Annotated in this window: 3 protein-coding genes; all 3 read right to left on the bottom strand. The window is 74.4% G+C overall.

Going from position 1 to position 13611, the window contains the following annotated elements; all coding sequences use genetic code 11:
* Positions 1–1655 (bottom strand): type I polyketide synthase (locus ACZ4XX_RS35750; protein WP_468511990.1); only part of this gene is annotated, 1655 nt, incomplete at its 3' end.
* A 101-nt stretch (positions 1656–1756) separates the two neighbouring features.
* Complete coding sequence (locus ACZ4XX_RS35745) at positions 1757–7444, bottom strand: type I polyketide synthase (protein WP_468511989.1); 5688 nt, start codon at positions 7442–7444, stop codon at positions 1757–1759.
* A 19-nt stretch (positions 7445–7463) separates the two neighbouring features.
* Entirely contained in the window at positions 7464–13556 is a 6093-nt protein-coding gene (locus ACZ4XX_RS35740) for an SDR family NAD(P)-dependent oxidoreductase (RefSeq protein WP_468511988.1), read from the bottom strand.
* Positions 13557–13611 lie beyond the last annotated feature (55 nt).

Genomic DNA, 13611 nt, shown 5'->3' with positions numbered 1-13611 from the left:
TGGCTGCCCTGGCCGGGGTAGACGAACACGGTCTTGCCGACGGGTCGGGCGGTGCCGGTGACGACGTTCTCGTGCTCCCGGCCTTCGGCGAGTGCTCGTAGGCCGGTGATGGCTTCTTCGGTGGTGGTGGCCAGGATTCCGGCGCGGACGTCGAAGTGGGTGCGGTGCAGCGCGGCGGTGGTGGTGATCTCGGCGAGCGGGGTCTCGGGCCGGGCCTCGATCCAGTCCGCCCAGCGGGCGGCCTGCGCACGCAACGCAGCCTCACTACGACCGGACACCAGAAGAGGGAGAGGCTGGTCCGAAGCGTTCTCCGGAGCCGACTCAGCCTCGGTCTTCGGGGCTTCTTCGAGGATGACGTGCGCGTTGGTGCCGCTCAGGCCGAACGAGGAGATACCGGCCCGGCGGACGCGGTCCCCGCGCTTCCAGTCCCGGCCGTCGTGGAGGAGCTGGAGACCGCTGCCGTCCCACTCGATGTGGGGGCTGGGCTCGTCTGCGTGGAGGGTCTTGGGGAGCTGCTCGTGCTGGAGGGCGAGGACCATCTTGATGACGCCGGCGACGCCGGCCGCGGCCTGGGCGTGTCCGATGTTCGACTTCGACGAACCCAGATAGAGGGGCTGGTCGGTGTCGCGGGTCGGGCCGAACACCTCGGCGAGCGCGCCGGCCTCGATGGGATCGCCGAGCGTGGTGCCGGTGCCGTGCGCCTCGACGGCGTCGATGTCCCCCGGGGTGAGACGCGCCGCTGCCAGTGCGTCCTGCACGACCCGCTGCTGCGAGGGCCCGTTGGGAGCGGTCAGGCCCTGGCTGCGGCCGTCCTGGTTCACCGCCGAGCCACGGATCACCGCGAGCACCCGGTCGCCGTCCCGCTCCGCATCCGAGAGGCGCTTGAGGAGCAGGATGCCGGCGCCCTCGGCCCAGCCCACGCCGTCGGCATCGGCGGAGAAGCTCCTGCAGCGGCCGTCGGGGGAGAGTCCCTTGAGACGGCTGAACTCCACGAACGTCGCCGGCGTCGACATGACCGTGACGCCGCCGGCCAGGGCGAGTCCGCATTCCCGGGTCCTGAGTGCGGCGATGGCGAGGTGCAGCGCGACCAGGGACGACGAGCAGGCCGTGTCGACGGTGACCGCGGGCCCCTGCAGGCCCAGCGAGTACGACACCCGGCCCGAGACGACACTGCTCGCGTTGCCCGAGTTCACATAGCCGTCGAGGGCTTCCAGGTCATGGGAGCCGAGGGCGTCGTAGTCGGAGCCCATCGTGCCCAGGTAGACGCCGGTGCGGCTCTCGTTGAGGGAGTCCGGGCGGATGCCGGCTCGTTCCAGGGCCTCCCAGGCGGTCTCCAGGACGATCCGCTGCTGCGGGTCCATCGACTGCGCCTCGCGCGGGGAGATCCCGAAGAACGAGGCGTCGAACCCTTCGATGTCGGCGAGGAAGCCGCCCTCGCGGGCGTAGCTCTTGCCCACCGCCTCAGGATCGGGGTCGTAGATGTCGAGCCCGTCCCAGCGCCTGGGCAGCCCGCCCACCGCGTCCCCGCCCGAGGACAGCAGGTCCCAGAAGGCCTCCGGGGTGTCGATGCCGCCGGGCAGACGGCAGGCCATCGACACCACGGCGATCGGCTCCGTCCGCTGAGCCTCCAGGTCGGCCGCTCGCTTCTGGAGCAGACGAATCGCGGGCAGGGCCGCTTCCATCCGGTCAGGGGACGTCATACTCATCGATCAGCCTTTCTGGGCGGAATGGGGAACGGTGCGGGTGCGCGTGCCGGTCAGGGGGCCTCGTCGCCGACCGACGCGAGCAGGGCGTCGAGCTCCGCGTTGATGTCGTCGACGGACCGTTCCTCAAGACGGGGTGCTGTGTGCGGGGTGCCGGTCCGGGCCGCCGTGGGCCGCTCCCCGCTCTCCGCGGTCGTGTGCGGACGGGTGCGCCGGGCGAGGTCCACCAGGAGTTCGAGCAGACCGCTGCGGTGGAGGTCGTCCGGGGAGACCTGGTCGAGGACCCAGCCGAGGACGGAGGCCGGATCGTCGGACGGTGTGTCCTGGCGGGCGGTGTCCGCGAGGTCCAGTCGGGCGAGGACCAGGCCTGCGACGGCGGCCGGGGTGGGGTAGTCGAAGGCGAGCGTGGACGGCAGGGACACCGAGGCCGCGCCGGCGATGCGGCGCCGCAGTTCCACCGCCATCAGGGAGTCGAGACCCAGTTCCTTGAGCACCTGGTTCGGGGCCACGGCGCCGGCACCGTCGAGTCCCAGCACGACGGCGACCTCGTGGAGCACGATCCCGGTCACCAGTTCGGTCCTGCGTTCCGGGGTCAGGGGGAGCAGCCGTTCCCGCAGCGTGTCGGAGGGCGCGGCCGCCTCGGCGGCCCTGCGGAGCCGCGGCCGGACCAGCGAGCGCAGGACCGCGGGCGCCTCCGCGCCGTCGTCGAGGTGCCGGGCCACGGCCGCCAGGTCCAGCCGGATGGGCACGTGGGTGGCCTCCGGTCGGCGCAGTGCCACGTCGAGCAGCCGTAGTCCGTGTGCGACCGTCATGGGGGCGATGCCCTGTCGGCGCATGCGGGAGATCTCGGCCTGGCCGAGGTGTGCGGTCATGCCGCTGCCGTCCTGGCTCCACAGGCCCCAGGCGAGGCTGGTCGCGGGCCGGCCCTCGCTCCTTCGTCGTGCGGCGAGCGCGTCCAGGACCGTGTTGGCGGCGGCGTACGTGCTCTGGCCCGCGGTGCCGAGGACACCGGCCGCGGAGGAGAAGAGGACGAAGGCCTTCAGGTCCAGGTCCCGTGTCAGCTCGTCGAGGTGCAGGGCGCCGTGCACCTTCGGCGCGAAGACGCGCTCCAGGCGCTCGGGGCTCTGTGTCGTGACCAGGCCGTCGTCGAGGACGCCGGCGAGGTGGACGACGGCGGTGAGCCGGTGTTCGGGATCCACGGTGGCGAGCAGTGCGGCCACGTCTTCCTTGACGGCCACGTCGCAGGCGACGGTACGGACGCTCAGCGCGCCCGCCCCGGTCAGCTCGCGGACGAGGTCCGCGGCGTCGGGGGCGTCGGGGCCGCGCCGGGAGGCGAGGATCAGCCGGCGTACGCCGTGGGCGTCGACGAGGTGACGGGCCACGGCGCGGCCCAGGTCGCCGGTGCCGCCCGTGAGGAGCACGGTTCCGTCCTCGTCGGACAGCGTGGCTGCGTCGGGCAGCGAGGACCCGTCGGACGGCGGAGCCCCGTCGTCCGGAGAGATCCCGTCGTTCGGCGAGATCCTGTCATTCGGGCCGTTCGTGTCCGTGTCGGCGCGGACGAGGCGCGGGGCGAGGAGGCCGGTGTCGCGTACGACGAGCTCCGGTTCGCCCTGTACGGCCAGGGCGGTCGAGGGATCGGCGGCCCCGTCGAGTTCGATCAGGCGGATGGACCGCTCGGGGTGCTCTGCCCGGGCGGCGCGGAGCAGACCGCGCAGGGCCGCGTGGCCGATCCCCGGGCTCCGGTCCGGTCCGGTGCCGCTCACCCAGGTCAGTTCGGCGTCGTCCAGGCGCGGTTCGGCGAGGAGCCGTCGCAGCAGGAGCAGTGCCTCTCCGGCGGTCTCGTGGACGGCCGCGTCGGGGTGTCCGGTTCCGCCCGTGGCGTCGACGACGATGTGCTGCCGTGCCTGGGCGTCGCCGTCGAGGGCGGCGAGGAGGGCGTCCGCGTCGGGCAGGGTCTCGGCGCCGAGCACGGCGGCGAGGCCGCCGGTGCCGCCGAGGACGAGGGTGGTGGGTCGGCCGGTGGACCTCGGCGCGGAGTCGGGTACCGGCTGGAGTTCCAGCCGGTACAGGTCCTCGATCCGGGTGTGGGTGGCGGCCCTGAGCAGTTCCGCGCTCGCCCGGCGCATCTCGAGACCGCGTATCCGGGCCACGGGGGCGCCGGTGGGGTCGGCGAGCAGGACCGTGAGACGGCGGCCCGTGTCCGTGGTCTCGACGTCGACGCGCACCCTCAGTTCGCCGCCGCCGGTGGCGTACAGCTCGACGCCCGACCAGGCGAACGGCAGCAGGACCCCGGCGGTGTCCTCGTCGGCGTCCGGCACGGCCTTCATCACGTTGAGCGCCGCGTCCAGCAGGGCGGGATGGATGCCGAAGGCGTCGGCCGGGGTCCCCTCGGGCAGCCGTACGACGCCGTAGGCCGTGCCGTCGTGGTTCCACAGTTCGGCGGTCCCCAGGAATGCCGGGCCGTAGTCGACGCCCTGCTCCCGGAAGCGCTCGTAGAAACCGTCCGTGCCGACGGAGCGGGCGCCCGGGACCGGCCACCGGCGCAGTGCGGCGAACGGCGCGGGGGTGGCGTCGTCCCGTTCTCCGCCGAGCTCGCCGGTCGCGTGCAGGACCCAGGTCTCCTGACCCTCCGGGCGGCTGTGGATCGTGACCGGTCGCCGGTCGTTCCCGTGACCGGTGGCCGCTCCGACGAACACCTGGACGTGGACGGGGGAGGCGGGCGGCAGGACGAGCGGCGCCACGAGGGTGAGGTCCTCGATCCCGGCGGCGTCCGAGCGGTGCGCGGCGGCCAGGGCGAGTTCGAGCAGTCCGGTGCCGGGCAGGACGACCTGGCCGAACACGGCGTGGCCGGCCAGCCAGGGCTGATCGGTCAGGGACAGCCGGCCGGTGAAGACGTGGCCGGAGCCGTTGGCGAGGGCCGTCCGGGCGGCGAGCCACGGATGCGCCGGGTCCTCCAGGCCCAGGGCGGCCGCGTCCAGCGTGGGACCGGCCGGCTCGGGCCAGTGGACCGTGCGGCGGAAGGGGTACGTGGGGAGTTCGACCCGGCGGGCGCCCGTACCGGCGAAGAAACGCTCCCAGTCCACGGTGACGCCGAGGGTGTGGGCGCGGGCGACCGCGTCGATCAGCGTCCGTGACTCCGGGCGGTCCTTGCGGAGCAGCGGTACCACCGTGACGGCGGACTCCGGGCCCGCCTCCGCCAGGCAGTCCGCGACCATCGCGGAGCCGGTGCCGTCGGGGCCGAGTTCGACGAAGCGGGTCACTCCCGCCTCCAGGAGCGTCCGTACCCCGTCGGCGAAACGGACGGCCTCGCGTACGTGCCGGACCCAGTACTCGGGTGTGCGCACCTCGTCGCCGGCCGGTCGGCCCGTCACGTTGCCGATGAGGCCGAGGGCCGGCGCACCGTAGGTCATCGTCCCCGCGACCGAGGCGAACTCGGCCAGCATCGGGTCCATCAGCGGCGAGTGGAAGGCGTGCGAGACGGTGAGCCGCCGGGTCTTGACGCCGCGGGCGGCCAGCTGGGCGCCGATCTCGTCGACGGCCGTGGCGGCGCCGGACACCACCACCGATTCCGGTCCGTTGACCGCCGCGAGTCCGGCCTCGTGCGCGCGTGCGGCGAGCAGCGGCGCCACCTCGGACTCGGAAGCCTTGACGGCGAGCATCGCGCCGCCGGTGGGCAGGGCCTGCATCAGCCGGCCGCGGGCCGCGACCAGGGTGCAGGCGTCGTCGAGGGACAGCACGCCGGTGACGTGCGCGGCGGACAGCTCGCCGACGGAGTGCCCGAGCACGTGGTCGGCGGTGACGCCCCACGACTCGACGAGCCGGAAGAGGGAGACCTCGACCGCGAACAGGGCGGGCTGGGTGAACGCCGTCTGGTCGAGCAGCGCGGCCTCGGGGGTGCCGGGGGCGGCGAAGACCACGTCCCGCAGGGGGCGTTCGAGGAGCGGGTCGAGCCGGTCGCACACCGCGTCGAAGGCGGCCGTGAACACGGGGAAGTCCCGGTACAGCTCCCGGCCCATGCCGACCCGCTGGGTGCCCTGTCCCGGGAAGACCAGCGCCGTTCTCCCGGCCGGGGCGGTGCCCGTCGCGACCGTGTCGGGGAGGGGTCCGGCCTCGGCGATCGCCCGTACGCCGGCGAGCAGTTCCTCGCTGTCGGCGCCGGTCACGGCCGCCCGGTGGTCGAAGGCGGTACGGGTGGTGGCCAGTGAACGGGCCACGTCGGCGACCGGCGTCCGGGGGTGGGCGTCCAGGTGGGCGGCGAGGCGGGCGGCCTGCTCGCGGACCGCCGCTTCGTCGCGGCCGGACAGCAGCCACGGCACCGCCGGGAGGCCGGTGCCGACCGGTGGTGCCTCGGGGGCGTCGGCCGGCTCGGCCGGGACGGATTCCGGTCCTTCGAGGATGATGTGGGCGTTCGTACCGCTGATCCCGAACGACGAGATTCCGGCGCGGCGCGCACGGTCGCCCGCGGGCCAGGCCACCGGCTCGGTCAGCAGACGCACGCTGCCCGCGGTCCAGTCGACGTGCGAGTTCGGCTCGTCGGCGTGCAGGGTGCGGGGCAGCTCGCCGTGGCGCAGAGCCTGCACCATCTTGATCACTCCGGCCACCCCCGCGGCGGCCTGGGTGTGGCCGATGTTCGACTTCACACCGCCCAGCCACAGGGGCCGTTCGGCCGGTCGGGCCGTGCCGTACGTGGCGAGCAGGGCGCGCGCCTCGATCGGGTCGCCGAGCCGCGTTCCGGTGCCGTGGGCCTCGACGGCGTCGACGTCCGCGGGGCCGAGTCCGGCGTTGGCGAGCGCGGCGCGGATCACGGCCTGCTGCGCGGCGCCGTTGGGGGCGGTGAGGCCGTTGCTCGCGCCGTCCTGGTTGACGGCGGTGCCGCGCACCAGGGCGAGCACCGGGTGGCCGTGGCGGCGTGCGTCGCTCAGCCGCTCCAGGAGCAGCAGTCCGCTGCCCTCGGCGAATCCGGTACCGTCCGCGTCCTCGGAGAACGCCCGGCAGCGCCCGTCGGCCGACAGTCCGCGCTGCCGGCTGAACTCGACCAGCAGGTTCGGTGTGGCCATGACGGTGGCCCCGCCCGCGAGCGCCAGGGAGCATTCGCCCCGGCGCAGCGCCTGCACCGCCAGATGCAGCGCGACCAGCGAGGACGAGCAGGCGGTGTCGACGGTCACGGCGGGCCCCTGGAGGCCCAGCGCGTAGGCGATGCGGCCGGAGAGGACGCTCGCCGCGCCGCCGGTCAGGGCATGCCCCTCGGTGCTGCTGCGGCCGGTGACCAGGGATGCGTAGTCCTGACCGTTGGTGCCGACGTAGACGCCCGCCGTGCGGTCCTTCACCGACTCGGGGGTGATTCCGGCGCGCTCGAACGCCTCCCACGCGCCCTCCAGCAGCAGTCGCTGCTGGGGGTCCATGGCGAGGGCCTCGCGGGGTGAGATGCCGAAGAACCCGGCGTCGAACGCGCCGACGGCCTCGACGAATCCGCCGGCGTTCGCGTACACGGTGCCCGGGTTGTCGGGGTCGGGGTCGTAGAGCCGGCCCAGGTCCCAGCCGCGGTCGTCGGGGAAGGGGCCGATGGCCTCCTCGCCGTCGGCCAGCAGCCGCCAGAAGTCCTCCGGGCCGGTCACGCCGCCGGGCAGGCGGCAGCTCATCGCCACGACGGCGATGGGCTCCCGTTCCTTCAGCTCGACCTGGCGGATCTGCTCGCGCGCCGCGCTCAGTTCACCGGTGACGCGCTTGAGGTAGTCGCGCAGCTTCTCTTCATTCGCCATGTCAGAGTCCGAACTCCTCGTCGATGAACTGGAACAACTCGTCGTCCGACGCGTCGTCGAGCTTCTGTGACACGTCCGCTGCCGCGTGCCGCGCCAGCAGTTCCTCCAGCCGCCGCGCCGCGTGGGACAGCCGGGCGTCGTCGCCGTCGGTCAGCACCGTGGCGTCCAGCTCGGCGAGCGCCGCCTCGAGCGCGTCCAGGCCGGTGCCGGACCGTGCGGCGACACCGAGTTCGGCCAGCAGGTGGTCGGCGAGCGCGGCAGGGGTGGGGTGTTCGAAGACGAGCGTGGCGGGGAGCCGCAGTCCGGTCTCGGCGTTGAGCCGGTTGCGGAGCTCGACGCCGGTCACGGAGTCGAAGCCGAGCTCCTTGAACGCCCGTTTCGCGTCCATGGGTTCCTGCGGCCCGTAGCCGAGCACCGTCGCGGTGTGGGTGCGTACCAGTTCGAGGACCGACTCGGTCCGCCGGGCGTCCGGCAGCGCTTCCAGGCGCTGCCGCAGCGAGGGACCGGTGGGGGCGGCGGTCTCCGGGACCGCGGCGGCGAGCTCGCGTACGTCGGGGAGGTCGGAGAGCAGCGGGCTGGGGCGGCCCGCTGTGAACGCGGTGAGGAAGCGCGACCAGCGCACGTCGGCCACGGTCTGGCAGGGCCGACCGGTGGAGACGGCCTGCTGGAGGGCGAGGAGCGCCAGCTCCGGGTCCATACCGGGCACGCCGTGCCGGTCCAGGACGCCCTTGACCGTCGTCTCGGCCATGCCGCCGCCGTCCCAGGCACCCCACGACACCGTGGTGGCGGGCAGTCCTTCGAGGTGGCGGGCCTCGGCGAGTCCGTCGAGGAACGCGTTGGCGGGCGCGTAGTTGCCCTGGCCGGGCAGGCCTACGGTGGCCCCGTAGGACGAGAACATGACGAACGCCGACAGGTCGTGGCCGTGCGTCAGCTCGTGCAGGTTCAGCGCGCCGCGTGCCTTGGCCCGCCACACGCGGGCGACCTGCTCAGGGTCGATGGCGTCGACCACCGCGTCGTCCAGGACCGCGGCCGTGTGCAGCACGGCCGTCAGCGGGGTGTCGTCCGGTACGCGGTCGAGGACGGCGCGCAGCTGCTCCCGGTCGGACACGTCGCAGGCCTCGACGACGACGTCGACGCCGAGCGCGCGCACCTCGCGGACCAGGGCGTCGGCGTCCGGCGCGGCCGGGCCGCGCCGGCTGGTCAGGACCAGTCGGCGGGCTCCGTTGTGGGCCAGCCAGCGGGCGATCCGGCCGCCGAGCACGCCGGTGCCGCCCGTGACGAGGACGGTGCCGGAGGGACGCCAGTCGGCGGCCGGCGGGGTGCCGGTCCGGGCCAGTCTGCGGACGAGAACGCGGTCGGGGCGTACGGCGACCTGGTCCTCGGTGCCGTCTCCGCCGAGGATCGCGGCCAGCCGCGGCCACAGCCGGTCGTCCGGCGTCCCCGGCAGGTCGATCAGTCCGCCCCAGCGGTCGGAGTGTTCGAGGGCGACGACGCGGCCGAGGCCCCACACCGCGCGCTGGACGGGGTCGACGTGGTCGTCGCCCGGTCCCGTGCGGACGGCGTCGCGGGTCACGCACCACAGCGGGGCGGTGATCCCCGCGTCGCCGAGCGCCTGCACGGCGAGCAGGGTCGCGGCGTAGCCGGACGGCACGGCGTGGCCCGCCGGTCCGGTGTCGTCGAGGGCGAGCAGGGAGAGGATGCCGGCGAACTCCGGCTGGGGCAGGACCTCCTGGTCGTCCCAGACCTCCCGGAGCCGCTTGGCGAGCAGTGCCCGCTCCTCGTCGTGCGCGCAGGCGAGGGTGACGAGCTCGACGCCCGCGTCCTCGAGGCCGCGTGTCACCGCTGCGGCGGCGGTGTCGCCGGTGGGGAGCAGGACCAGCCAGGGGGTGGCCGGCAGGGCGCCGGAGGAGACGTCGGCCGGTTTCCAGTCGATGTGGTAGCGCCAGTTCCGGACCGTCGTCCCGCCCTGCGAGCGGCGGCGCCACGAGGACAGGGCCGGGACGAGGTCGGTGAGGGACGCGGAGCGGTCGACGTTCAGGCCGGTGGTGAGCGCGTCGAGGTCGCCGCGTTCCACGGCCGCCCAGAACTCGGCGTCCTCCGTACCGGCGGGGGCCGTCGGACGGTTCTTCCCTTCGGCCGGTTCGAGCCAGTAGCGGCGGTGCCGGAAGGCGTACGGCGGCAGGTCGACCACGCGCGCGCCGTGGAAGACGGGCTCCCAGCGGACGTTCGCACCCCGGACGTGGGCCTCGGCGACCGACGACAGGAAGCGGTCCTGGCCCCCGGCGCCGCGGCGCAGGCTGCCGATGGCGACGACGCCGTCCGCGCCGGCGGTCTCCTCGACCGCCATGGTGAGTACGGGGTGGGGGCTGGCCTCGACGAACAGCCGGTGGCCCAGGGCGGTGAGCGATTCGACGGCGGAGGCGAACTCCACCGTCGACCGCAGGTTCCGGACCCAGTACTCGGCGTCCAGTTCCGCCGTGTCGAGCAGTGCGCCGGTCACCGTGGAGAAGAAGCCCACCGTGCCGGAGCGGGGCCGGATGGGCGCCAGTGCCGTCAGCAGCTCCTCGCGGAGCCCGTCGACCTGTGCGGAGTGCGAGGCGTAGTCCACGGGGATGCGCCGGGCCCGTACGTCCAGCTCCGCGCATTCCGCCATGAGTTCGTCCAGTGCGGCGGGCTCGCCGGAGACGACGGTCAGCCCCGGGGCGTTGACCACGGCGACGGACAGTTTCCCGCCCCAGTTCCCGATGCGCCGCTCGGCCTCGGCCCGGGGCAGCGCCACGGACACCATGCCGCCCCGGCCGGCCAGCGAGCGGGCGATGGCCTGGCTGCGGAGCGCGACGACCCGGGCGCCGTCCTCGAGGGAGAGTCCGCCGGCGGCGCAGGCCGCGGCGATCTCGCCCTGCGAGTGGCCGACGACGACGGCGGGCTCCACCCCGTGGGACCGCCAGAGTTCCGCGAGGGAGATCATGACCGCCCACAGCACGGGCTGGACCACGTCCACCCGTCGCAGGGCGTCCTCGTCGGTGAGGGCCGCCGTCGGCGACCAGTCGACGAACGGTTCGAGCGCGCGTTCGCACGCCGCGAACGACTCCGCGAACACCGGCGACCGGTCGAGCAGTTCGCTCGCCATGCCGGTCCACTGGGAGCCCTGGCCGGGGAAGACCAGGACGGGACCCGGGTCCCGGTCGTCGGGGCGGGTGTGGCCGGTGCCGGTGACGAGGGCGGGTGTCTGGCCGCCGGAGGACAGTGCCTCCAGTGCCCGGAGGAAGTCGTCGCGGTCCTCGGCGACCACGGCAGCGCGGTGTTCGAAGGCGGTACGGGTGGTGGCCAGGGAGTGGCCGATGTCGCGGGGGGAGAGTCCGGGCAGGTCCCGTACGTGGCGGTGGAGGGCGGCGGCCTGGGCGCGCAGTGCCTCCTCCGTCCTGGCGGCGAGCACCCAGGGCAGCGGCTCCTGCCGCTGCCCGGCGGCCCCGGTGACCCGGGCCCAGTCGACGGCGACGCCGTCGGAGCCGAGCGCGGCGAGGAGCGCCTCCAGCGTCTCGACGGCGGGGGTGTCGCGTCGGCAGGTCGGCCGTACGGGAGTGTCGGCGTCCCTGCCGGCTGCGGCGAGCGTGTGTTCCAGGGATTTCCGCAGCACGGGGTGCGGGGCGATCTCGACGACGCTCAGCCGGGGGTGGGCGGCGGTGAGGGAGCGTACGGCCTCGTCGACGAGCATCGGCCGGCACATGTTCCGGGCCCAGTACGCGGCGTCGAGGGCGGTGCCGTCCAGGTGGTCGCCGGTGACGGAGGACAGGAAGGGGATCCGGCCCGCGGAGGGGGCGAGGTCCGCGAGCAGCTCGGTGAGTTCTCCGGCGAGCGGGTCCAGTTCGGTGCTGTGCGAGGGGTAGTCGATGGCCACCCGGTACGTGGTGACGCCCGCGTCGCCGAGTTCGCGTTCCACCGCGAGGATCGCGTCGGTGCGTCCGGACAGGCAGACCTGACGGGGCGAGAGGTGCCCGGCCACGGTGACCCGGTCACCGGCGAACGCGGCGGCGTCCTCGGCCGGCAGATCACAGACGATCATCGTGCCGAGGCCTGCGGCCCGGTCGGCGACGAGGCGGGACCAGACCGTGATGACCCGGGCGCCCTGCTCCAGGGTGAGCGCACCGGAGACGACGGAGGCGGCGACCTCGCCGACGCTCTGCCCGAACACGACGTCGGGGGTGACGCCCCACCGCTCCAGTGTGCGGGCGAGGGAGACCTGGAGGGCGAACAGCACCGGCTGGAGGACCTCGGTGCGGTCCAGCCTGCCGTCCTCGGCGACGAGTTCGTCCACGACGGACCAGCCGGTCCGCGCGGCGACCGCACGGTCGGCGTCGGCGAGGAACGCCCGGAACGTGGGCTCGGCCAGCAGGTCCCGGCCCATGCCGACCCACTGGGAGCCGTGGCCCGAGAAGCAGAACGCGACGGTGGGTGCGCCCTCCGCGCCGCCCGCCGCCTCCCGTGCGGCGGCGGGCACGGTGAAGGGGCGACGGTGGGGAGCCTCGCTCAGGGCGAGGTGGACGTTGGTCCCACCGAATCCGAAGGCGCTGACGCCGGCGTGCCGGGGGCCCTCGGGCCAGTCCCGCCGCTCGGCGACCACGTCGAGGGCCTGCCCGGTGAAGTCGATCTGCGGATGGGGCTGCCGGAAGTGCAGGCTCGCCGGCAGCTCCCCGTGGTGGAGCGCCAGCGCCGTCTTGAGGACGCCCAGCACGCCCGCGGCGGGCTCCAGGTGCCCGAAGTTGGTCTTCGCGGATCCGAGGAGCAGCGGGGTCGTGCGGCCCGGGGCGAACACCTCTCCCAGCGCGGCCGCCTCGATCGGATCGCCCAGGGGGGTTCCCGTGCCGTGCGCCTCCACGTACGACACGCGGTGCGGCGCGATGCCGGCCTCGCTCCAGGCGTCGCGGACGACGTCCACCTGGGCGCGCGGGTTCGGCGCGGTGAGGCCGTTGGAGGCGCCGTCGTTGTTGGTCGCGCTGCCGCGCAGTACCGCGTACACGCGGTCGCCGTCCCGCAGGGCGTCGGAGAGGCGCCGGAGGACGACCATGCCGCAGCCTTCGCCGCGGACGTATCCGGCGCCGTCCGCGTCGAACGCACGGCACTGTCCGGCGGGGTTCATTCCGCCGAACTTCGTCATGGCGACCGTCGTGTGCGGGTGCAGCATCAGGCTGATCCCGCCCGCGAGGGCGACGTCGGACTCTCCGCGGCGCAGGCTGTGGGCGGCCAGGTGCACGGCGGCCAGCGACGAGCTGCACGCCGAGCCGACGGACAGCGCCGGACCCTGGAGTCCCAGGGCGTACGCGATCCGGGCGGGCACGATCGACGTGTCCCAGCCGACGGCCGAGTGCGATCCGATGGCCTCCGGGTCGGCCCCGGTGGCCAGGTGGTACTCCTGCCACATCGTCCCGACGAACACGCCGGTACGTCCTCCGGCCAGGGTCGAGGGCACGATCCCGGCGTCCTCGAGCGCCGCCCAGGCGACTTCGAGCGCGATCCGCTGCTGGGGGTCCATGCGGGTGGCCTCGGCGGGCGAGATCCCGAAGAAGCCGGCGTCGAAGCCGGCGACGTCGTCGAGGAATCCGCCCCGTCGGGTCGTCGACTTCCCGGGCGCCCGGACGTCCTCGTCGAACCAGTCGTCGGCGTTCCAGCGGTCCGCCGGAACCTCGCCGACGGCGTCCCGGCCCGCCATCAGGCTCTCCCAGAGCTCCCGGGGGGTGGTGATGCCGCCGGGCAGGCGGCAGCCGAGGCCGACGACGGCGATCGGTTCGGTGGCGCCGGAGCCCCGCCGCCGCGGAGCCGTGGTGGCCGGGTGCGGTCGTTCTCCGGCGAGCACCGCGGACAGTTCCGCGACGGTCGGGTGCTGCCACAGCGTCCAGGCGGGTACGTCGCGTCCCAGCCGCTCCGACAGCGCGCCGGCGAGTCGCGTCGCGCCCGTCGAGTCGACTCCGAGGTCGCGCAGCGCCACCGTGGCGGGGACGCTGTCCGGCGTGACCCCGAGCAGTTCCGCCACGGCACCGCGCAGGAATGCCGCGATCTCCGCGGCATCGGTCTCGACGGCCATTCCCGTCGTGTTCACGCCCATCTGACACCCTTCGGTCGAGCCGGCCGGGCCCTGCGCCGGTCGGTGCCGG

The sequence above is a fragment of the Streptomyces sp. NPDC029956 genome (assembly GCF_055574655.1).
This window is presented reverse-complemented; position numbering and strand designations above follow the sequence as displayed.